26 protein-coding genes and 1 rRNA gene are annotated in these 22242 nt (G+C 46.1%); 25 read left to right on the plus strand and 2 right to left on the minus strand.

Going from position 1 to position 22242, the window contains the following annotated elements; translation table 11 throughout:
* The first annotated feature begins 1 nt into the window (after position 1).
* From yqeK to G6R29_RS04770, 15 genes are all read left to right on the plus strand, one after another.
* A complete protein-coding gene (yqeK, locus tag G6R29_RS04700; RefSeq protein ID WP_213809206.1) occupies positions 2 to 595 on the plus strand; it encodes a bis(5'-nucleosyl)-tetraphosphatase (symmetrical) YqeK in 594 nt (197 codons plus the stop codon).
* Between the two features lie 9 nt (positions 596 to 604).
* Positions 605 to 973, plus strand: coding sequence for a ribosome silencing factor (gene rsfS, locus G6R29_RS04705; RefSeq protein WP_213809207.1), 369 nt, complete (start codon positions 605 to 607; stop codon positions 971 to 973).
* Between the two features lie 60 nt (positions 974 to 1033).
* A complete protein-coding gene (locus G6R29_RS04710) occupies positions 1034 to 1801 on the plus strand; it encodes a class I SAM-dependent methyltransferase (RefSeq protein WP_213809208.1) in 768 nt (255 codons plus the stop codon).
* Positions 1798 to 2982, plus strand: coding sequence for a nucleotidyltransferase (locus G6R29_RS04715; protein WP_213809209.1), 1185 nt, complete (start codon positions 1798 to 1800; stop codon positions 2980 to 2982). The genes G6R29_RS04710 and G6R29_RS04715 overlap by 4 nt, the downstream gene beginning before the upstream one ends.
* Positions 2983 to 2984: 2 nt before the next feature.
* Entirely contained in the window at positions 2985 to 3554 is a 570-nt protein-coding gene (locus G6R29_RS04720; RefSeq protein ID WP_213809210.1) for a DUF177 domain-containing protein, read from the plus strand.
* 103 nt (positions 3555 to 3657) lie between these two features.
* Positions 3658 to 4347, plus strand: a complete 690-nt coding sequence (locus G6R29_RS04725; RefSeq protein ID WP_213809211.1) for a response regulator transcription factor — start codon at positions 3658 to 3660, stop codon at positions 4345 to 4347.
* Position 4348: 1 nt separating this feature from the next.
* On the plus strand, positions 4349 to 5461 hold the full coding sequence (locus G6R29_RS04730) for a sensor histidine kinase (protein WP_213809212.1): 1113 nt from the start codon (positions 4349 to 4351) through the stop codon (positions 5459 to 5461).
* A gap of 63 nt (positions 5462 to 5524) precedes the next feature.
* A complete protein-coding gene (yidC, locus tag G6R29_RS04735) occupies positions 5525 to 6487 on the plus strand; it encodes a membrane protein insertase YidC (RefSeq protein ID WP_213809213.1) in 963 nt (320 codons plus the stop codon).
* 20 nt (positions 6488 to 6507) lie between these two features.
* Entirely contained in the window at positions 6508 to 7281 is a 774-nt protein-coding gene (locus tag G6R29_RS04740; protein ID WP_213809214.1) for a TrmH family RNA methyltransferase, read from the plus strand.
* A 50-nt stretch (positions 7282 to 7331) separates the two neighbouring features.
* Positions 7332 to 7568 (plus strand): preprotein translocase subunit SecG, encoded by a 237-nt coding sequence (gene secG / locus G6R29_RS04745; protein WP_213809215.1) that lies wholly within the window; start codon positions 7332 to 7334, stop codon positions 7566 to 7568.
* Positions 7569 to 7638: 70 nt separating this feature from the next.
* The gene (gene rnr / locus G6R29_RS04750; RefSeq protein WP_213809216.1) at positions 7639 to 10086 is read left to right on the plus strand and encodes a ribonuclease R; all 2448 of its coding nucleotides are present in this window, start codon (positions 7639 to 7641) and stop codon (positions 10084 to 10086) included.
* 26 nt (positions 10087 to 10112) lie between these two features.
* Positions 10113 to 10577, plus strand: coding sequence for an SsrA-binding protein SmpB (smpB, locus tag G6R29_RS04755; protein ID WP_213809217.1), 465 nt, complete (start codon positions 10113 to 10115; stop codon positions 10575 to 10577).
* Between the two features lie 224 nt (positions 10578 to 10801).
* Positions 10802 to 12358 (plus strand): ribonuclease Y, encoded by a 1557-nt coding sequence (gene rny, locus G6R29_RS04760; RefSeq protein WP_213809218.1) that lies wholly within the window; start codon positions 10802 to 10804, stop codon positions 12356 to 12358.
* Positions 12359 to 12485: 127 nt separating this feature from the next.
* Positions 12486 to 12860: a DUF948 domain-containing protein gene (locus G6R29_RS04765; RefSeq protein ID WP_213809219.1), complete on the plus strand. Its 375-nt coding sequence runs from the start codon at positions 12486 to 12488 to the stop codon at positions 12858 to 12860.
* 18 nt (positions 12861 to 12878) lie between these two features.
* A complete protein-coding gene (locus tag G6R29_RS04770) occupies positions 12879 to 13178 on the plus strand; it encodes a hypothetical protein (RefSeq protein ID WP_213809220.1) in 300 nt (99 codons plus the stop codon).
* A gap of 44 nt (positions 13179 to 13222) precedes the next feature.
* Here the strand turns inward: G6R29_RS04770 and rnhC are convergent, their stop codons facing one another.
* Positions 13223 to 14182 (minus strand): ribonuclease HIII, encoded by a 960-nt coding sequence (gene rnhC, locus G6R29_RS04775; RefSeq protein WP_213809221.1) that lies wholly within the window; start codon positions 14180 to 14182, stop codon positions 13223 to 13225.
* A gap of 56 nt (positions 14183 to 14238) precedes the next feature.
* Here rnhC and G6R29_RS04780 point away from each other — a divergent pair, with 56 nt between their 5' ends.
* From G6R29_RS04780 to G6R29_RS04795, 4 genes are all read left to right on the plus strand, one after another.
* Positions 14239 to 14793, plus strand: coding sequence for a CvpA family protein (locus G6R29_RS04780; protein ID WP_338017264.1), 555 nt, complete (start codon positions 14239 to 14241; stop codon positions 14791 to 14793).
* Between the two features lie 26 nt (positions 14794 to 14819).
* Complete coding sequence (locus tag G6R29_RS04785; protein ID WP_213809222.1) at positions 14820 to 17225, plus strand: endonuclease MutS2; 2406 nt, start codon at positions 14820 to 14822, stop codon at positions 17223 to 17225.
* Between the two features lie 97 nt (positions 17226 to 17322).
* On the plus strand, positions 17323 to 17673 hold the full coding sequence (locus G6R29_RS04790) for a hypothetical protein (RefSeq protein WP_213809223.1): 351 nt from the start codon (positions 17323 to 17325) through the stop codon (positions 17671 to 17673).
* A 10-nt stretch (positions 17674 to 17683) separates the two neighbouring features.
* The gene (locus G6R29_RS04795; RefSeq protein WP_213809224.1) at positions 17684 to 18784 is read left to right on the plus strand and encodes a metaphase chromosome protein 1; all 1101 of its coding nucleotides are present in this window, start codon (positions 17684 to 17686) and stop codon (positions 18782 to 18784) included.
* A gap of 72 nt (positions 18785 to 18856) precedes the next feature.
* Here G6R29_RS04795 and G6R29_RS04800 read toward each other — a convergent pair whose 3' ends face one another.
* Positions 18857 to 19177, minus strand: a complete 321-nt coding sequence (locus G6R29_RS04800; protein ID WP_213809225.1) for a hypothetical protein — start codon at positions 19175 to 19177, stop codon at positions 18857 to 18859.
* A gap of 304 nt (positions 19178 to 19481) precedes the next feature.
* On the opposite strand from G6R29_RS04800, the gene gmk reads away from it, so the two are divergent.
* The 6 genes from gmk to G6R29_RS04830 all read left to right on the plus strand — a co-directional run.
* Positions 19482 to 20081: a guanylate kinase gene (gene gmk, locus G6R29_RS04805; RefSeq protein WP_213809226.1), complete on the plus strand. Its 600-nt coding sequence runs from the start codon at positions 19482 to 19484 to the stop codon at positions 20079 to 20081.
* 17 nt (positions 20082 to 20098) lie between these two features.
* A complete protein-coding gene (rpoZ, locus tag G6R29_RS04810; protein WP_213809227.1) occupies positions 20099 to 20314 on the plus strand; it encodes a DNA-directed RNA polymerase subunit omega in 216 nt (71 codons plus the stop codon).
* A gap of 1 nt (position 20315) precedes the next feature.
* Entirely contained in the window at positions 20316 to 20891 is a 576-nt protein-coding gene (locus tag G6R29_RS04815; protein ID WP_213809228.1) for a peptidylprolyl isomerase, read from the plus strand.
* Between the two features lie 45 nt (positions 20892 to 20936).
* The gene (locus tag G6R29_RS04820) at positions 20937 to 21323 is read left to right on the plus strand and encodes a CvfD/Ygs/GSP13 family RNA-binding post-transcriptional regulator (RefSeq protein WP_213809229.1); all 387 of its coding nucleotides are present in this window, start codon (positions 20937 to 20939) and stop codon (positions 21321 to 21323) included.
* 37 nt (positions 21324 to 21360) lie between these two features.
* On the plus strand, positions 21361 to 21732 hold the full coding sequence (locus tag G6R29_RS04825; protein ID WP_213809230.1) for a hypothetical protein: 372 nt from the start codon (positions 21361 to 21363) through the stop codon (positions 21730 to 21732).
* Between the two features lie 440 nt (positions 21733 to 22172).
* Positions 22173 to 22242: ribosomal RNA gene (locus G6R29_RS04830) — 16S ribosomal RNA — on the plus strand; the annotation flags it as partial.

Genomic DNA, 22242 nt, shown 5'->3' on the forward strand with positions numbered 1-22242 from the left:
CATGGTTGCAGTCGATGAGAAATACATTGAAGAGTTAGCTCACAAGGTTTCGGAAAAACTTTCGGACCACCGCTTTGAGCACTGCTTGCGCGTAAAGGATTACGCAATCAAGCTGGCCAAGCAAAATAACCTTGATGAAAACCAAGCCGCGATTGCCGGCTTGGTTCACGACTACGCCAAAGAACGGTCCGCCTCTGACTTTATCCAAAAAATTGATGAAAAAGGCCTCGACCCTGATTTAAAGAACTGGGGTAACCCAATCTGGCACGGTGTTGTTGGTGCTTACTTTGTTCAGGACGAACTTGGCATCAATGATCCGGAAATTCTTGAAGCAATCAAGGAACATACAACTGGGGATAAGTACGGCAAAATGAGTGTCTTATCCAAAGTTTTGTTCATGGCCGACTACCTCGAAATGGGACGCAATTTCCCTGGCGTTGAGCGGGCCCGCACACTAACCGACGAATCACTTGATGCTGGTGTGTTCTATCAGTTGTCCTCAACTTTGTCCTACTTAGCTGGACAGGGGAACCCAATTTACCCAAAGACCTTTACAGCCTACAACGACTGGGCACAGTATTTAGCAAAGAAATAAGGAGCTTTCATGGCAGAAAAGACAGCGAAAGATTTATTGAAGACGGTGTTAACAGCCGTTGATAACAAACACGGTGAAGACGTAACCGCCCTGGACATGCAGAGTGTGTCACTCTTAGCCGACTACTTCGTTATGGCTTCAGCTGGTTCAAGCCGACAGGCGCAGGCCATCGCGCGCGAAGTGAAGGAAGAGGTTGTGGCTGCTGGATTTGAAATCGACCACATTGAAGGGTTTGAAAAGGCAAATTGGATTGTCTTGGACCTTGGTGATGTCATCGTCCACGTCTTCGACGAAGAATCCCGCGACTTCTACCACTTGGACCGTCTGTGGTTCGACGCGAAGGAAGTTGACTTGGATCAATACTTACCAGAACGTTAAAGCATAAGGCCATTGCGATTTCGATTGCGGTGGCCTTTTGAACTCGAAAGGATGAAAGTCATGGCTGCAGAAGAAGCACCTTACCAAACGTTTGCCTCGCTCTACGATGAGCTTTTTGACGGTGAACTATATCTAGATTGGGCGGACTACGTAAAAAAGCAGGTGCCAGCAGGCAAGATTTTGGATCTTGGTGGGGGCGCCGGGCGCTTGGCCGTTCTGCTCGCTCAGGCAGGTTACCAGGTGGATTGCTTGGACCTTTCAGCGCCAATGCTTGAATTGGCTCAGGAACATGCTGCGGAGGCAAAGGTCGATGTTCGTTTGCTCCAGGCTGACATCCGCGAATTTTCTGATTGGGAAGAAAAGTACCCAACCATCGTATCCTTCGCCGACACCTTTAACTACTTACCGTCCGTAGAGGAATTCAAGGCTGGCCTTACTCAGGCCTACAATCACCTCGAAGATGGAGGTACCTTCCTCTTTGATGTGATTACGCCAAAAATGGTGACGGAAAGCTACGATAACTTCTGCTACAACAACGACGATGATCCGGACAAGATTTTTATGTGGACGGCTTATCCCGATGTTGAAAGTGGCGGTTACGCGGTGGACCACGACTTGAAGTTCTTCTTGTACCGAGAAGACATCGACGCCTTTAAGATGGTGCGCGAGGTGCTCCATGAAGTCACCTATGACATGGCTTTTTATAAAAAAGCTCTAAAGGAAGCTGGCTTTTTGGACATTAAATTTACGGCGGACTTCGGCCAAAAGAAGGCGGATAAGAAGGACGAACGCTGGTTTATTTCCTGCAAAAAAGGAGAAAGTAAATGAAAGCTGTTGGAATCATAGCGGAATACAACCCCTTCCACAACGGACACGCCTACCACTTAGCTGAAGCGAAGAGAGTAACGGGGGCTGACGTTGCGGTTGTTGTGATGTCTGGTAACTTCGTGCAACGAGGCGAACCCGCCATCTTGGACAAGTGGGAACGAACGAAGTTGGCCCTTCACAACGGGGCCGACCTCATGGTTGAACTGCCAGTTTTCGATGCTGTCCAACCTGGTCACCTTTTTGCTAAGGGGGCCATTCAAATTCTTTCCGCTTTGGGTGTGAAAGATTTGGTGTTTGGTTCCGAACATCCCGACGTTGACTTCATTGACCTGGCTGAAAAGGCCCAGGGGATTGAGGCAGAAAAAAAGGCTGATAAGAATCAGACTTATGCAGCGGCATACGCAGCAGACCTCGAAGAAGCCACAGGTTTCAAACTGGAAGATCCAAACGACATTTTGGGCTTCTCCTACGCAAAGGCAATCGTCGAATCAGAAATTGAAATGAATTTACATCCAATTGGACGAATCCAGGCTGGCTATCATGACAAAGAGTTTGATGAAGGTGCAGAAATTGCCTCCGCCTCATCCATTCGTCTCGCCCTGCACAAGGGAAAGATGGATAAGGTTCAAAAGGTAGTTCCTGCTGACGCCTTTAAGGCGTTGCAGGAAAAGCCAAACGCCCTTGGTTTTGAAAAGCCGTTCTTCGACCTTTTGTCTTACCGTCTCCTAACGGACACAGTTGGTCAGCTTGGACAGGTTTACCAAATGGCCGAAGGTTTGGAGCATCGTTTGGTTGGTGTTGCAACCGCAAAGGAAGCACCGCAGTCCTACCAGTCCTTTATTAAGGCTGTGAAGTCTAAGCGTTATACCTTTGCCCGTATGCAGCGAACAATGCTCTATACGTTGTTGAACATTAAGGTCGATCAAATGCAGGCAGCCATGGCCGATTCTTACATTCGTTTGTTAGGATTTACGGACGAGGGACAAGCTTACTTATCTGAAGTTAAGCGCCGTGCCCGTTTGCCAATTATCTCCCGTGTTGACATGGGATTGGCAAAGGCCAATCTCCGTTTGGATTATAAGGCGGGGCTCATCTGGCAACTCTTAGCGGGTGATCGCAGCAACAAGGACGGACAAGATTTGTCACGCCGTCCAATTCACTATATTAAAGAAGAGGATTAACCATGAAGTTTGCACAACAACAATTGCAAAAGTACCGTAACGAAGCGCTTCAATTTGAAGAAACGCTGGACTTGAACGACCTCATTTCGGAACGCTTTTCCGATCTGATTTTGAAGGCTGAAACCGTTTTGGTGAAGGGCTCCATCCAAATGACGGAAGAAGATGACTATTTCTTGATGGCTAACTTCCACGCGGACTTAACCCTTCCTTCTTCTCGTTCCTTACAACCAGTTGATTGGTCATGTGATTTGAACGTGGCCGAAACTTATGTTGAAAATCCAGAAAAGATTAAGGAATTCGACGAGGAAGAACCGGTTTTTGCCATTCAGAATAAGACCATTGACTTGGATGTTGCTATCTTGGATAACATCGTTTCGGCTTTGCCTTTGCAAATCCTAACGAAGGAAGAAGAAGCGGGTGCGCCACTTCCAGAAGGAAAGGACTGGCAAGTCATTTCTGAAGAAGAGTTCTTGAAGGAACATCCAGAGGAAAAAGAAGCCAAGGAAACGGCGGAAAAGGATCAAAAATTAGACCCACGCCTTGCTAAATTAGACGATTTCTTTAAAAAATGAGATTTTTTTCGTTCCTGTGTTAAAATGGATTAAAAGAAATTCATTTATAAATGAAATTGGCTGTAAATCAACGTATTTCAGTTGATTTTTAGAAGGAAATATTATGAGTCGTATTTTAATCATTGAAGATGAAGAAAACTTGGCAAAGTTCGTAAAGCTCGAACTTGAGCACGAAGGTTTTGAAATTAAAACGGTATTGAACGGTCGCGATGGGCTGGATACTGCTCTAAACGAAGACTTCGATTTGATTCTTTTGGATTTGATGCTACCTGAATTAAATGGTTTTGAAGTCGCTCGTCGCTTGCGTGAAGTAAAGAAGACGCCGATTATCATGATGACCGCACGCGATTCTGTCATTGACCGTGTTTCCGGTTTGGATTACGGTGCCGACGATTACGTGGTTAAGCCATTTGCCATCGAAGAATTGCTTGCCCGCGTTCGCTCATTGCTTCGTCGAATCGACATTGAAAAGACGCCGGCCACTTCTGGTTTGAACGTGATTTCGTTCAAAAACTTGAAGTTGGAAAAGGAAAACCGGACAGTGCGTCGTGATGATCAAATCATCTCGCTCACGAAGCGCGAATACGATTTGCTTTTGTTGCTCGTTGAAAACATCGACGTCGTACAGCCACGCGAAAAGCTCTTAAAGAACGTTTGGGGCTTGGACACGAAGATTGAAACGAACGTCGTTGACGTGTACATCCGATACTTGCGTAACAAGTTGGATGATCCGGAATCAAAGACTTCTTACATTCAAACTGTCCGGGGAACCGGTTACGTCATGCGGAGCTAAGATGGCTGAAGAAAAGAACGACAATTTAAAGAACTCACCGTTTAAAAGTACCCAGGGCGTACTGACCCTTGGCTTAACGGTGGGTTTTTTGCTAATTGAGATTGGTTTGCTGATTAGCCTTGGCTTATTGCAGGGCGGGGAAAGTCTGGCCCGCTTCTGGCGGGCCATCGAAAATTGGTGGTGGATTTTCATCCCACTTTCCTTAGTGGGAATTTTCCTGCTTTCTTTTTGTCTGGCCCAGTTCTTTGTTTGGCCAGTGAAGAAGCTTGAAAAAGTGATGGAAGCCTTTGAAGAAAATCCATTAACTGACATGCGGATGGAAGATGTTTCTTATAATCAGGAGCTGAATCAACTCGGGACGGTTTTGAACCAGACAATGGACCAGGTGCAAAGCTTGGTTGGGGCACAACAAGAATTTGTTTCTGACGTCTCCCATGAATTGCGGACACCGGTTGCCATTGTGAAGGGGCATTTGAATCTCTTGAACCGTTGGGGGAAAGATGACAAGGAAGTGTTGGAAGATTCGTTGACTTCTTCTTTGTCAGAGATTAATCGAATGGAAACGTTGGTTAATGAAATGCTTCAGCTGACTCGAGCTGAAAAGATGACGGTTTCACCCGACGTTGAAAAGACTGCGGTTGCACCCGTCATGAAACGGGTCTACCACGAATTCGAATTACTCCACCCTGAGTTTGTTTGGACACTTGATAACAACTTGAACGACCGGGCAGCGGTTGCCATTCGTCCCGACCACTTAGAGCAGTTGCTCATCATTTTGTTGGACAACGCCGTGAAATACTCAACGGAACGAAAGGAAGTGCACTTGGCTTTGGCACGTGCCGGTTCATGGCTTGAAATTGGTGTTCAAGATTTTGGTCAGGGAATTGGACCAGAAGACATTGACCGTGTCTTTGACCGTTTCTACCGTGTTGATAAGGCTCGTAAGCACCAGGTTGGTGGAAACGGCCTTGGCCTGTCCATTGTTAAAAAGATGGTGACGGCCTATGGTGGCCGAGTTGAAGTTGAATCAGCGCTTGGATCAGGGTCTTCGTTCCGTCTGCGTTTTCCACTAACCATTTTGGGCAGTGAGAAAAACGAGACAGTGTCCGAGTAAACTTGCTATAATAGTGAGGATTGCTTAAGCAATGACGAAAAACATCCGACTTAGGAGAAAATAATGAAAGCATTAAAGCGTAACGCCACTATTCTTGTGGTTTTGTTTGATATCTATCTGTTTACTGGTGGATACGGTACACAGGGTCGCATCTATAACTTGGTCTCAAAGCCCATTGCGGACCTGCTTTTGCAGATTGCCAAGGCTGTCGGTGGTGTGAATGCCATCGGTTGGGGAATCATCATTTTGACGGTGATTTTCCGTTTGATCTTGTTGCCAATTATGGTTAACCAATCAAAGAACACGACCATTTCTCAAATCAAGATGCAGAAGTTGAAACCGGAATTGGATAAGGTTCAAGCGGCCGTTAAGGGTGCAAAGACACAGGCTGAACAACAAGCTGCGTCAATGGTTTCCATGACGTTATACAAAGAAAACAACGTTTCTTTGACGGGTGGAATGAACTGGTTGGCCATGGCTATCCAGATGCCAATCTTCTCAGGATTATACTTGGCGATCATTCACGCCAACGGTTTGAAGACGGCTACGTTCTTTGGGCTCGAATTGTCAAAGCCACAGATTCTTTTCTCAATCATGACCTTTGTCATTTACGCTGTTCAAGCTTACCTGGCTCAGTTGCACGTGCCAGCGGCACAAAAGAAGCAAACGGGTATGATGATGTGGATGATGCCTGTTTTGATTGCTGGATTCACGCTTTACTCATCTGGTGCTTTGGGACTCTACTTCTTCATCGGTGGAATCTTTGCAACGATTCAAGTGTTCATTAATCACATGCGTTACAATAAGTTGAAGGGACAAGTTGAAGAAAACTTCACCATTCAAAAGACGGCGGACGAATTGTTGGCTGCCCAGATGGCAACGGCAAGCGCCGCAAGCCAGATGAACGGTACTATGAACCAAAATAAGGTTCGTCCCGAAGACTTGCGTCCACGAGATGTAACGGAAGAAAGTACAAAACTTGAAGGACGGAATGCTGGAAAGCAAAACCGTCAAAACGACCGCTAAGCGGTTAGTAAGGAATTATAATGGAACGTATTTTATCGAAACAAAATAGCAAGGTAAAAGCCTGGGCGAAGTTGGCCACGAAGAAGGGCCGTCAAGACCAAAAGACTTACTTGTTGGATGGTTGGCACTTAGTGCAAGAGGCCATCAACGCAAAGGCAAAGTTCCACGCCATCATGGCAACGGAAGAACAAATGCAAGAACACCTGGCCAATGTGCCACACGGTGTTCCAGCCTTTGAAATTTCAACGGAAGTCGCTGCACACATTGCTGGTTCAAAGACACCTCAAGGAATCTTTGCCGAGGTGACGCTGCCTGAAAAAACCTTTGATCCATCATATGTTCACGAAGGCCTTTGGTTATTCTTGGATGCCATCCAAGACCCAGGTAACGTTGGAACGTTGGTTCGTACGGCTGATGCTGCTGGTTTCAAGGGGGTTGTTCTTGGGAACGGAACGGCCGACCTGTACGCGCCAAAGGTTGTGCGTGCCATGCAGGGTTCAAACTTCCACTTGGAAGTTTTGCAAGGTGACTTGCACGACTGGATTGAAGCTTTCAAGGACAACGATTTGCCAGTGTATGGTTCTGAGTTAAACGAAGAAGCTAAGCCATACCAAGATATCCATGGAATCTCAGCCGGTGCCTTGATTGTGGGAAACGAAGGACAGGGATTAGACCCTGAACTTGCCAAGGAAACGACGGCCAACTTGTACATCCCATTGATCGGTTCTGCTGAATCATTGAACGTAGCCGTTGCTGGTGGTGTCTTGATGTTCCGCCTTTCGCTTGGAAACTAATTGACAATCTGCTATACTAAAGTATATGAAATGCGAGTGGAGGCGTCCTTGTGACTGATTTTTTGACCATTCTCTTGCTGGTTGTCGGATTCTTACTGATCGTTTCAGTAATGATGCAACCAAGTAAGCAACAAGATGCACTGTCAGCTTTGTCTGGTGGCGCAACTGATTTATTTACAGAACGAAAGTCTCGCGGCTTTGAAGCCATCATGCGTCGAATTACGACGGTTCTTGGTGCGCTTTGGTTCATCATCGGAGTTATTTTGATGTACATGGCCGCTCATTAATTTATAAGGTCAGTTTACTTTTTTGTAGACTGATTTTTTATTATCCATTTTTAGGAGTCTAGAAACAATAATGGAACAAAAGCAATTACGTGAACAATTAGAGGGCTTCTTGAAGGCCAATCACAGCCAGGCTTTTTCTGCCCAAAACCTGGCGGACGGTCTTCGTTTAGAAGGAGCCTCAGGTTACCGACAAGTGTTGTCAGTGCTTGAAAACCTGGCCGATAACCAAATTGTTAAAAAGGTCGATAACGATTCATACCAATACCAAGGTAAAAAGGGCGACATCGTTGGTGAATTTAAGGCCAACGATAAGGGATTTGGGTTCGTTCGTTACGACGAAAACCTCCCTGATTACTTTATTGGTCCCGATAACACCAACCAGGCCATGCAAGGTGATACGGTTCGTGTCTCCATGGTTCGCCCCGCGAAATCTGAGGACCGTGGGCCAGAAGGTAAAGTGGAAGAAATCATCGAACACGCCTTCACCCGAGTGGTCGGCGTGTATACGTCGAACACGACTTTTGCAGGCGTCCTTGGACAAATGCGTTTGACTGACAAGAAGGCGATGTCTTTCCAAGTGTTGATCGATTCATCGACTGCTAAAGAGGAACTGCACGACGGCCAAGTGGTTGTCGCTGAAATTCAGTCTTACCCAGACGCTTTGCATCCTAAGCAACTGCTTGCTTCCGTTACGGAAGTGCTTGGTTATGAAAACGAACCGGGCATGGACATCATGCAGATTGTTGAAAACAAGAACATTCCAAACCGATTCCCACAAGACGTGATGGAAGAAGCGGACAAGATTCCAAACGAAGTCCAACCAGAAGAGTGGGAAGGTCGCCAAGACATCACAGACCAACCTTTAGTCACAATCGATGGGGCAGACACGAAGGATATTGACGATGCCGTCGTTGCCTGGAAGCTCGACAATGGGAACTACCACTTGGGTGTTCACATCGCCGATGTTTCCCACTACGTACGTCCTGGAACGGCTTTGGACAAAGAAGCCTACCACCGCGGAACTTCCGTTTACTTGACGGACCGCGTGATTCCAATGCTGCCACAGAAGTTATCAAACGGAATCGCTTCCTTGAATCCGAACGTGACCCGTTTGGCCATGTCTGTGGAAATGGAAATCGACAAAAACGGAAAGGTTGTTAAGCACCGCTTGGCACAGTCCGTTATCGAATCCCACGCCCGCATGACCTATGACAAGGTGAATGACATTCTTGCTGGTGACGAAGAAGCTCGAGAAGAATATGCCGGATTAAAGGACATGTTCGACACGATGGGTGAGTTGCACGAAATCTTGTCAAAGATGCGTACAAACCGTGGAGCCATCGAATTCGATGCACCGGAAGGAAACATCATCGTCGATGAGAACGGAAAGGCCATCGACGTGGTTGTTCGTGAACGTGGAACGGCTGAACGCATGATTGAATCCTTCATGTTGGCCGCAAACGAAACGGTTGCTGAACACTTCGATAAGAAGAAAGTACCGTTCCTCTACCGGATTCACGAAACACCAGACGAAGAACGCGCACAAAACTTCTTCGAATTTGCCAAGGCATTGGGACACCCTGTGAAGGGAGACCCCGCAAACGTCACGCCAATGATGTTGCAGACGTTGATGAAGCAGGTCAAAGATGATCCAGCGGAACAAATGATCTCAACCATGATGTTGCGTGCCATGAAGCAGGCGAAGTACTCACCAGACCCAGTCGGTCACTTTGGTTTGGGTGCGGAATACTACACGCACTTCACGTCACCAATTCGTCGTTACCCTGATTTAACGGTTCACCGTTTGATCAAGTGGTACACGGCAAATGGCTACGGCGTTGAAGCGCAAGAAAAGTACGCCTCATCATTGGCCCAGATTGGTGAAGACACATCTGTTCGCGAACGTCGTTCCATCGACGCGGAACGTTTGGTCGACGCCATGAAGAAGGCCGAATACATGGAAGATAAGGTCGGCAACGAATACGAAGGTGTTGTGAACGCCGCTTTGAAGTTCGGACTCTTTGTTTCCTTGGATAACACCGTTGAAGGTTTGGTTCACATTTCAAATCTGACGGATGATCACTACGATTACGACGAAAAGCACGCGGCCTTGATTGGTCGTTCGAAGCACCACATCTTCCAGATTGGTCAGCGCGTTAAGATCAAGGTTATCCGCGCCTCAAAGAAGGATTCAACGGTCGACTTCATTTTGACCAATCCTGAAGAAGCCCCAACGACCGATATTAAGGTGCCACAACCAAACCGTGGCAGCTTTGGCCGTGATGGTAAGAAGGGTGGTCGCGGTGGTAATCGTCGCGACGGTGGTAAGGGTAAAAACGACCGTAACCGCGGTGGCAACAACCGTTCCTTTGATAAGAACAAGAAAAACGACCATGGGAAGCCAAACCGTGATAACCGTCATGGAAATGGTCATGGTAACGGTAATGGTCAGGGCCAAGGCCCCAAGTCTAAACCGAACCAGGCCCGTAAGCATTCCTTCTCTATGAAACAAAAGTAAGTTAGCCAGTCGAAAGGAGAGCGGCAATGGCGAAGAAAAAGCAGGTAATGCAAGATGCATTAGCAACAAACCGTAAGGCCCGTTTTAACTACGCCATTGAAGAAACGTTCGAGGCTGGGGTTGTGCTGACTGGAACGGAAATTAAGTCTGTTCGAGCTGGTCAGATCACAATCGGGGATGGCTTTGTGACGGTTAACGACGGTCAAGCGATGTTAGTAAACGTTCACATTGCTTCCTATGAACAGGGAAACCAGTTTAACGTTGACCCGTTGCGCACACGTGTCTTGCTCCTTCATAAACGCCAAATTAAACAGTTAGATGTTTTGACCAAGGAAGCTGGAATCACAGTTGTGCCTTTGAAAGTTTACTTGAAGCATGGTTATGCCAAAGTGTTAATTGGTGTTGGTCGTGGAAAGAAGCAGTACGACAAACGTGAATCGATTAAAAAGCGTGACATGGAACGCGATGCGAACCGCCGTTTTAAGCGCTAATGAAAAAAGCTCCTTTTAAAGGGGCTTTTTTCTAGTTTAGAGAAAAATTCTAAGGTTCGGGTTTGACTTTTTTAATTTTAAAAGCCCTAAAAATCGCCGTAAAATCGTCTTTCTTAAGCTAAATATGATGAGATTCTAAAGTCTCTTCTAATTGACTGAACGTCGCTTTTTGTCTATACTAGAGCTGTGGATTGAATAAAATTCACTGCTGAAAGGAATAGATTATGTTATTAACTACCATTTCAGCACTCTTTGCACTCGTAATCGGTTTAGCTGGTGGTTATCTCGTGAAGAAGGTCTTAGACCGCATTCGCATGGATAACGCTAAGCAGGTTGCAGCAAACATTTTAAAACAAGCAAACGATGAAGCTAAGTCTATCAAGAAGTCCGCTGAAGTCGATGCGAAGGGCATGGCCCAAGAGTATCGTCATCAGATTGAAGAATCTTTGTCCGACCGCCAAAAGCGTGTCGAAGACCAAGAATCTCGCTTACGTGACCGCATTGATACCTTAGACCAAAAAGATGCGACATTGAACCAACGAGATGCTTCTTTGATTAAGAAGGAGAACCAAGTTCAAGCTCGTTTGGACGATGCCGCAAAGAAGCAAACTGCTGCCGATGAAAAGCTTTCTGCTCAAGAAGCAAAGCTTGAAGAAATCGGACAGATGACAAAGGATGAAGCACAAGAAGTCATTCTTTCCTCTTCAAAGGCTCAACTTGAAAAAGAACGAGCTGCGTTAATTCAAGAATATGAAAGCGACGCGAAGAGCGAGGGTGAAAAGCGTGCTCGTAACCTTGTCGTTGAAGCCATCCAACGTTCAGCTGCCGACACGGTTTCTGAGGTTACGGTTTCAGTGGTTAACTTGCCAAGTGAAGACATGAAGGGCCGTATCATCGGTCGCGAAGGTCGAAACATCCGCACGATTGAAGCGCTGACGGGAATCGATTTGATTATCGATGACACCCCTGAATCAGTTGTGCTATCAGGATTTGATCCATTGCGTCGTCAAATTGCGAAGAACGCCTTGGAAGCCTTGATTGCGGATGGTCGAATTAACCCAGCTAAGATTGAAGAAGCGGTTGAAAAGGCCCGCCGTCAGATGGATGAAGATATCCGTCAGAAGGGTGAAGCCGCCGTCTTCGATCTTGGTTTGCGTGGTTTGCATCCAGACTTGATTAAGTTAATCGGTCGGATGAACTACCGGACATCATATGGTCAAAACGTTTTGCAACACTCAATGGAAGTGGCAAAGCTGACTGGTTTGATGGCTGGTGAATTTAAAATGGATGTGGCACAGGCAAAGCGTGCTGGGCTCTTGCACGATATTGGAAAGGCTGTTGATGCCGAAGTCGAAGGTTCACACGTTGAACTGGGTGTTCGGATTGCCGAAAAGTATCATGAAAAGCCAAACGTCATTAATGCTATCGCTGCCCACCACGGCGATACAGAAGCAACATCGCCATTGGCAGATTTGGTCGCGGCTGCGGATGCTATTTCCGCTGCCCGTCCTGGTGCCCGTTCCGAATCGCTTGAAAACTACGTTCAGCGTTTGACGGATTTGGAGCACATCGCTGGCGATTACACAGGTGTGAAATCAGCTTATGCCATTCAGGCTGGACGCGAAGTCCGCGTGGTGGTTGAACCTGATCAAATTTCTGACATTCAAGCTACGGTCTTGGCGCACGATATCAAGGCTGAAGTTGAAGATCAGCTCGAATACCCTGGACACGTTAAGGTCACGGTTGTTCGTGAAACCAGAGCGGTTGATTATGCTCGTTAAGAAAAAGCCCTTCGGGGCTTTTTTTCTATGCATTTTCCGAGTCAAACCTGACCAGCCCTGAAATATCGGTGGATATTTGTTACAATAGACTTGTTTTAATACGATGAACATCAGGATTGGAGATTATATGACGATCGGACAAGTATCACTTTTAATTTTCGCATTGGCCTTTTTGCTCTTAGTTGTAGCACTCGTGGTTTTCTTATTGCGTTTGACGCGTTCCGTTTCTGTCTTAACGACGGATTTGGATACGATCGCTCGCTCTTCAAACGAGTTGTTGGCGAACACCAACATCTTGGTTGATGACATCAACGACAAGATGGCAACGCTGAACGTCACCGTTCAAGCTGCTGCCGATTTGTCAGAAACGGTTTCAGATTTGAACCGCTCTGTTCGAAAGACTTCTTCGAACGTTTCAGGTTTCGGTACGGCAACGAAGACGGGAATGGCCATGGTCCTTTCAAAGTTCTTCAAGAAGTCAAACAAGAAAAGTAAAAAATAATTCGAGGGAGAATTAATCATGAAAGCAACCACTAAAGTAGCTGCGGGTTTTCTTTTCGCAATGGGAGCCACTGTAGCATACAAGTTGTCTAAGTCAAAGCAGGACCAAGAAGCTTTGAAGTCACGCTTGACTGACATCCAAAACCAAGCACAAGACCTCTTGGCACAGGCACAAGATGCTGTTGCGCCATACTTGGAAAAGGCAAAGGATTCTTACAACTCTGCTTCAGAAGCTTTGACTGATCAAGTTCAAGCAAAAGAAGAAGCAGAACAACCAGACATTGAAATTGAAGCCGAACAACTCGATTTGAATAAGTAAAAAAACCACCGGAAGATTTCTTCCAGTGGTTTTTTACTGCTCCTTTAGAGGAGCTTCTTTGCTTTTTTGGTGTTGGCAAAATGTAGCTTGGCAAAGTGACCAAGATCTTTACCTTCGCGCATTAGCTTAGCAGCCACGCGGTCGGCTTCCTTACCCGCTCCGATTGGAAGTTTAACGCCGGCTTCCTTACTGAGCTGCTCCATGGTTTGAAGCTCGACGTAACGGGCCAGAACGGAAGCGGCAGCGACAGCCACGTGCTGCTGTTCACCCTTGGTCTTAAAGTAGGCCTTAACGGGCGCTTTCACCTGTCTGTTTTTTTGCAAGTAGCGGTAGTAGGAAGACTCCTGGACAAATTGGTCGATTAACATGCCATCGGGCTGTTCACCGTTCAACTTCGCAATAACCTTATTGTGGGCGAAGTTATGGGAGAGGGCCTTCATAGCAACGACATTTTGACCACTTGCTTGTTTCTTGTTGTAGAAGTCAGGGGTAAGGTTAACAATGTGATAAGGGAGATTTTCAATGATGTAGGGAGCTAATTGAACGATTTTGTCGTCGGTCAATGTCTTGGAGTCAGCAAAGCCCATGGCCCGCAACTTCGGTACTTGGTCACGTGATACGTAAACGGCCGCCGTAGTTAATGGGCCAAAGTAGGCGCCTGCGCCAACTTCATCGGAACCGATCACGCCCCAATCTTTAAATCCAGCGGGTAAAACACTTTCGTTATGTTTGGATTTCTTTGTCCCAGTGTTCGATGGGGATTGTGTTGTGGTATTCATCTCGGCTGTGGCGCTGTGATCAATGTTGTTTGCCCAGATGGCGGCTTCTGAATCACAGTTGGTCCCTTGGAACATCACTTTTCCAGACTTGTAAGCTGTAATGGTTACACCGGGCTTCTTCGCCTGAAAGAGAGTGTACTGCGGTGCTGGTTGTACCGCGTAAGGTTGATAAATTTCGGCAGCCTTTTTTAATGCTGCTTTTGTCAGTAAAATCACAGTTTGCATGCCTTAATTATAGCAGTTTTAATGGTATAATTGACGGTATTCAAGTAGATTAAACAGTGCGTCTCGTAACGCACGCGGAGGTTTCAGAAATGATTTTGATGTGGATTGCCATCATCTTTTTGCTATTAATGTTCATGTCCGGATACCGGACTGGACTCGTGACAACCCTTGCCCGCATTGCACTCTGGGCACTGGTCTTTTACATTGCAACGGTGTTGTCAAAGCCACTGGCCTCCGTCTTTTCAACCTGGGTTTCTGGACAGTTTGCCCGTCCATCAGTACCTAGCGCCTTAGCAAACGACGGAACGCAATTCCTTTCTTCCGGTTTGGCCTTTGCCGTCATCATGGCGGTTGGTTCATACATGGGACACTTCTTGCTTCGTTCCATTCACTTCGTTCGTCGCATCCCATTTTTGGGAAAGCTCGACGGGCTATTGGGTGGGGCCTTGCAACTTGTCTTAGGAATTGTCATTGCCTTCTTCTTGCTCCAATTATTCTCCGTTGTACCAAACGCATGGTTACAAGGGCAGTTTGCCGAAAATCATCTCTTAAACGAGTTTATGGATCAGTTCCCAGTGATTTCAAATCAGATTTACCACTGGTGGCTCTAATTTATTAGGAAAGTATACGAGGAAATATGAATCAAAAAGTTCTAAAAACACTCGAATATGACAAAGTAAAAGAAGCGCTTTTGCCCTTTATTCAAACGGAACAGGGGAAGAAGGCGCTTTTGGCGTTACGTCCATCATCAGACTATGATCAAGTCGCTACTTGGTTGAACGAAACTGCCGAGGCAGCAATGATTGAACGCCTTCACGGCGGTATCGCGTTGCCTGATTTGACCGATATCAAAGAGCAGGTGCGTCGACTGAAGATCGAAGCGTCCTTGAATGGAACAGAAATCGTTGCCTTGGCAAAGGTTTTGATTGCGACCGCAGCGGTTGCCAACTTCTTTGACCGGATTCAAGCAGACGACATGGCCGACTCCATCGACGCCTTGCAGGCAAAGGTTGAAGAGTTAACGCTTCTGCCAGCCCTGACTAAAAAAGTCCAAGACACGGTAGACGAGAACGGACACGTTCTTGACTCGGCTTCATCAGCATTGGCTTCCTTCCGTCGCCAAATGGCTGGAAAGGAAGGAGCCATCCGTGATAAGTTGGCTTCCTTTACCCGTGGTAAGTCCGCTCGCTATTTGTCTGAGACCATCGTGACAAAGCGTGGGGAACGATACTGCTTGCCGGTTAAGGTCGAATACCGACACCAAGTACCTGGTATCGTTCATGACCAGAGTCAGTCCGGTCAAACATACTACATCGAACCGCAGTCGGTTGTGGAACTCGCAAACGACCTTTCAGAAGTTCGGGTGTTGGCACTGGCGGAAGAGGACCGCGTGTTGGCGGAGCTCTCCGTTGAGTTGGCCGACCATCAAGATGATTTGATGAAGAACGCCAACATCTTGGGACAGTTGGACTTCATTAACGCCAAGGCACGCTTAGCCAAAGCACAAAACGCCATGGCTCCTGAGCTTTCAAAGGAACACGTTGTTGCCTTGAACCAGGCATGGCACCCATTGATAGGGGAAGCTAAGTCTGTCAAAAACGATATTTCACTTGGTCAGGATTACGATACGTTGATTATCACCGGACCAAACACCGGTGGAAAGACCATCTCGATTAAGACCCTAGGACTTCTCCAGCTTCTGGCACAGTCCGGACTCTTCATCACGGTTGGCCGTCCATCAACGGTCACTGTCTTTGAGGATATCTTTGCTGATATTGGGGATGAACAGTCCATTGAACAGAACTTATCCACATTTTCTTCTCACATGAAGAACATTAAGGGAATTTTGGAAGAAACCAACGAGAACTCCTTGGTTATCTTCGATGAATTGGGTGCCGGAACGGATCCTGCCGAAGGTGCCGCTTTGGCCATGGCTATCTTAGACCGCTCAGCTGAGTTAGGTGCTAAAACAATTGCCACAACTCACTACCCAGAATTGAAACTTTACGGTAATGAACGTTCAAACACGGAAAACGCCTCCATGGTGTTTGATGTTGAGACCTTGCAACCAACTTACCAACTTTTGATTGGTGTTCCGGGGCAGTCAAACGCCTTGGCCATTGCCTCCCGTTTGGGATTCGATAAAACGCTTTTGGATGATGCTAAGCAAATGGTGAACCCAGAAGATCAGAAATTGAACCAAATGATCAAGGAATTGGTCGATCAAAACCAAGCGGTTAAGGAAGAGCGTGCCACGCTTGAAGCTAGTCAAAAACAACTCGAGCAAGAAAAGAACAAGGTCGAAGAAGAACAGCTGAAGTTCGAAAAAGATCAAGCAAAGCTTATGATGGACGCGAAGAAGCGTGCCAATGAGTTAGTTTCAAAGACCAAGGCAGAAGCCGAGAAGTTGATTAAAGACATTCGAAATGAGCGTCTGAACAACGGTGGTGGACAAAATAAGCTTTCCGAACAAGATTTGCAAAAGCAAAAGCAATCCATCGCCGCTTTGCACCAGTCCGACAAGCTTGAAAAGAACAAGGTTTTGCAAAAGGCCAAGCGCGTGAAGGAACTATCAGCTGGGGATGACGTGGTCGTTTCTTCCTACAACCAACAAGGAACCCTCGTTAAGAAGCACAAGAACGGCCAATGGGAAGTTCAGATGGGTATCTTGAAGATGCTTGTTGATGAAGACGACCTGAAGAAGACCGAAGCAACCGCTCAGGCTCAAAAGAAAAAGCAAAAAGAAAAGCAAAAGAAGCAGAAATTACAACGGACCGCAACGGCGGGCCACACCGCTCGCGTGCAAGCCAAGTTGGACTTGCGTGGTGTTCGCTACGAAGCTGCTTTGCAGGACTTGGATCGTTACCTCGATTCCGTTGTCTTGGCGAACCTGTCATCCGTTGAAATTATTCACGGAAAGGGATCCGGTGCTTTGCGCCAGGGCGTGACGCAGTTCTTACGTTCTGACCGTCGCGTGAAGGAATTCCACTTTGCCTCTGCTAATGCCGGGGGCGACGGTGCCACGGTTGTGACTTTGAAATAAGTAAAAACAAATATTTGGGGATTAGCCAATAAACGCGCTACACTAGAGATAGAAAAGCGTTTTAAATCGCCGAAGCCTACGGGCAAAAGGAGAACACATGTCAGAAAAGAAATACCCCGCAGGGCAATACTTGTCCGCGTTGTTCGGCTACGCCCGGGACTTCAACTACAACCACTTAGTCTTTGACGTGAACCGTTGCAAGGTATCCGTTTCCTTGCAACGTCGTTCAAACACATACGGAAACGCAGATCTTTTCTATTCATCTGCCGATCCAAAGGCATTCGCACCCGTTTTGTCTGCCATTAACCAAGCGATTGAAATCGCAGAGTTGGAAGGTGACCGCCAAGCTAAGGTGAAGACGCCAGATTTGAACCGTGAAGAACAAATCTTCCAATTTAAGTTGAAAGAATTTGGCCACGGAAAGTACTTACTCGATTTGTCAGTTTAAGGAGGGCATTATGAAGCAGGGAAAGTCAGCCCAGATCAAAAAGTTTAAGAAGCAAAAGAACTTGCAAAAGTTCCAAGAAAGTAAGAAGTTATCCCCATTTGACTACAACGAATTCGCGGGATTCTTGCGTGCGCGGTTCTTCTTGACGAAGCAACACACGTACCAACCAGAAACCTTTGAAGTCGCATCCTTTTTCTTGGATGACATGATTGCGACGATGGTGCAGTTGAACTTTACGGACTTCACGTCCGATAAGCACGTTGTTGTTAAGATGAACGAAGTGATGCAAGCTTGTTTGGTGCAATCAACGGACCGCGATTGGCGTTACTTCGTGACGTTGATGCCTGTTTTGTATGACATTCAATCATTCTTGGCAAAGGAAGCTTCCGTCAATGATCGCTTCTCTGTTCAAACAACGCCGTTTGATCCAAACTTCTGGCGTATGATTGTTCGAACGGTTTTGGCTGTTAACTACTTCCGTTACGAGGGTAAGGATGTCAAGAAGGTGATGGAAGAATCAAATGCCATCGATGACTTGCAATTCAAGTTCTTGAGTCAAAACGACAAGGACGACGACTTCGCCCTTGATACCATTGAAGATGTTTACAATGGTGTGCAAACGGCTGAACCTAAGTTGAAGATTAAGGACTTCGATGAAGGAAAGGAAAAGTTGAGTGACGACCAGTTGGCCGAAGAAGAAGCCTTTGGTAAGCGGATGGTTGAAACTTTCCAGAAGACAGCGATTAAGGACTTGGTTTCTGACCAAGAAGTTCAAATGCTCTTGGCCTTCCACAAGGGAATGGCAAAGGAATACAATTTGACGCACCGTGAATGGTCAAACGACGCCTTGGCAAGTTTTGCTAAAGATCACTTGATGGATTACTGGACGCCAGAATGGGATTCACTGGACGGACTCGGTGGCGAAGTTGCTCGCTACGTGAAGTTCTTGGACGAAAAGAAGGCCGTTGATACGGTCCGCCTTGGTGAGTTGCAAGCTTCTGGTTTGGACCACTACATCGACATCAAGGCTTTGAATACTTTGCTTTCAAAGTTGTCAAAACAAGATGTTCAAAACTTGCTTGAAAAGCCAAAGCGTGAAGACGCTGAATAAGAAATCAATATACAAAAAAGACCAACTACCAAAGAGGGAAGGTAGTTGGTCTTTTTTAACTTGACTATGCTCCTAACCGATGTGGCGGAGCAATTCTGGCATGAGCATCTGGCACTGCTTTGTCAATTGATCTTCAATCATCAAAGCACCGGCCTTGTCTTGGAACAAGACACCGTAAAAATCTTGGATTCGTTCGGAATCAAATGAATAGTTCATTTGCACGGCGATTGGTTCAGCCGTGTTTAAAGCAGTCTCAAGTTTGTTAATCAAAACCGTGCTGTTCTGCTGTTCTTTTAATGGCACCACTTCAAAGTGCTCCTTTACCTTCGTCCAGCTGTTCTTCAACTGGTTGAAAACGTTAACTTGTGATTGGGCTGAAAGCTTTACTTGCATCTCGGCGCCTCCTCTTTATCTCTGTGACTTTAGTATACGAACAACTGTTCGATTTTGCAAGGGATTATTTGGTTAAGAAATGGTAAAGGAAAAGTCAAACACTTACGCCATGCGGTTTTTAAGCGTTTTCTGAATAGGGGAACATCTTTTCATCTGTTCGAACAAAGGGGAACAAGGTGTTCGGGCATGGTTCGGTTCTGACTTTTGCATCGGGGAACAACGTCAACAGCTTTATATTGATAAAAAGGGGTATTTTTGGTAAACTTCTATTATTAGATACTAAAGTACAGTAAAGAGGACGCATATGACGAAACGGGGCTTGTTAATCGTCTTGTCAGGGCCATCAGGCGTTGGTAAGGGAACGGTTCGAAAGGCAATTTTTGAAGATGAAGCGGTGGACTTCCGCTACTCAATTTCTGCGACAACCAGAAAGCCCCGCACTGGGGAAGAAAACGGGAGGGATTACTTCTTCGTTTCTCGTGAAGAATTTGAAGAAAAGATTCAGGCCGGTGACATGCTCGAATATGCCGAGTATGTTGGAAATTACTACGGAACGCCACGTGACTTCATCGAAGAAACGCTTGCTTCCGGAAAAGACGTCTTCTTGGAAATCGATGTTCAAGGAGCTTTGCAAGTGAAGGCGAAGATGCCGGAAGGTGTTTACATCTTCTTGACGCCACCTGACATTGCAAACTTGAAGAGCCGTTTGATCGGCCGCGGCACGGATTCAGCAGAAGTGATTGAAAAGCGTGTCGCTGCTGCCAAGGACGAATTGAAGAAGATGATCAACTACAACTACGCTGTTGAAAACGATGTTGTACAAAACGCGGTGGACCGAATCAAGGCCATCATCACGGCGGAACGCCTCAAGGTGAACCGGGTCATCGAAGAAATTGCTGATTAAAGCTAAAGGAGAACACCATGTTACTTTATCCATCTGTAGATAACTTGCTCGAAAAAGTTGATTCACGTTACAAGTTGATTGCTTTGGCATCAAAGCGTGCCCGTGAATTGGACGCTGGAATGCCAGCAACGCAAGTGAAGTTTGATTCCAACAAGACGGTTGGTCAAGCTTTGGAAGAAATCGAAGCCGGCGACGTGGTTATCAACCCAGTCGTTCAAGATTCCGAGGACTAAAATGACTGACTTTCCCCAATTAAAGGTGACGGAAGCTGACGTTTCCGCAACCATTCAAACAAATTACGGCGACATTGCGCTCGCCCTCTTTCCTGACCAAGCGCCAAAGGCAGTTGAAAACTTCTTGACTTCGGCCAAGGAAGGAAAGTATGACAACGTGATTTTCCACCGTGTCATCAAGGACTTTATGATTCAGACTGGTGATCCGGAAGGAACTGGTCGTGGTGGACAAAGCATTTGGGGGAAGCCCTTCAAGGATGAGTTTTCAAAGGAACTCTTCAACATCCGCGGGGCGCTGTCAATGGCAAACGCTGGACCGAACACAAACGGTTCACAGTTCTTCATTGTTCAAAACAGCCACTTCCCTAAGCAAATGAAGCCATACTTGGGCCGTTACGCAGAAGAAATTCAAAACGTGTACAAGGAACAAGGTGGAACCTGTTGGCTTGACGGTAAGCACACCGTCTTTGGCCAAGTTGTCGCAGGTATGGATGTGGTCGATAAGATTGCAAAGGCAAAGGCTGATGCAGCGGACCGTCCATTAGAAGACATTGTGATTGAAAAAGTGGTCCTCTAGCCTAACGGCGGGGCCTTTTTTATTAAGTAACAAAAGGAGCAGCAGATGACCTATCAAATTGGCCAAGAGGTGGAAGGAACCGTCACTGGAATCCAACCATATGGTGCCTTTGTTAAACTAGATGAAGAAACCCAGGGCTTGATTCACATTTCTGAGCTTAAATCGGGTGTGGTCAAGGACTTAAAAGAGGAATTGACCATTGGCCAAAAGGTAAAAGCAATTATCTTAGACATTGACCAATACAGTCAAAAGATTTCGCTTTCCGTACGTCAGCTTTCTTTGGTGAATCTGAAGGATACACCGATCATTAAAAATAATAATGTGAAGCGCCGCTTTTGGACGAACTACCATTTGGACTTTGGTTTTGAAACGATTCGTTTAGCCATGCCAGGTTGGTTGAAGGAAGCAAAGAAGCGTTTGGGAATCGATTAATTGTTTTAAAGGATAATTGTTGTAAAGGAGCTTTCATATGACAATGGTCGCGGCTACGGTAATTGCCTACGACAACGACATGCCTTACTTTCTTGTACAGGAAGTAGATGGAAAAGAGCAGTTCATGTCGGTAAAGGTTCATCGACACCATGAACAAACTTCGCTTGGAGTCATTTTGGATTCCTTCTCAAAGGCGGGGGTTAAAGACTTCGATAATTGGCGTTTAGGTGAACTTTCAACCATTGAACACCAGGATGGAAAGATGGCTCCGCTTTATTCCTTCCATGTAAAAGAATATAAAGCACTTCAAAATGAACTAAAGGATGATCTTGTTTTCAAGGATGGCGATGAGCTTTCTGAACTATTAAAGACCATTCAACCATCGACCTTTGCTACCTTTGACGAATAAGGGGAAACGAAGGTCGTTTTTTCTTATCATATTCCATCAAAAGTCCGAATGTTTTTCGGATAACGGTGAAAACGATTCGACTTTACTATTTCGTTACAAAAAAGGGTAAAAAGGTGTTGACGAAAGTAAGGCTAATCCGTATACTAATATTTGTTCCTTACGAGGAGCGATTGATGAGCAAGAGCGAGTCAATTTAAAAACTCTTCATAAAAATGCTTGACGGTAAAACATTGAGCTGTTATGATATATGAGTTGCCCAATCGGGTACGCACATTGAAAACTGAACAAAACTTTGAACAAACAAATCTGTAACGGTGGCAGTCATTGATTGACTGTCATACACAAATTTGCGAAGTCAATTCGTAACAAACAATAAACGGATAGGCGTTATCGGATAGATAACAAATAGTCAGTTTAATCGAAGAGCAATCTTCAAACTTCAACATGAGAGTTTGATCCTGGCTCAGGATGAACGCTGGCGGCGTGCCTAATACATGCAAGTCGTACGAA

The sequence above is a fragment of the Fructobacillus broussonetiae genome (assembly GCF_018437275.1).
Classification (GTDB): Bacteria; Bacillota; Bacilli; order Lactobacillales; family Lactobacillaceae; genus Fructobacillus; species Fructobacillus broussonetiae.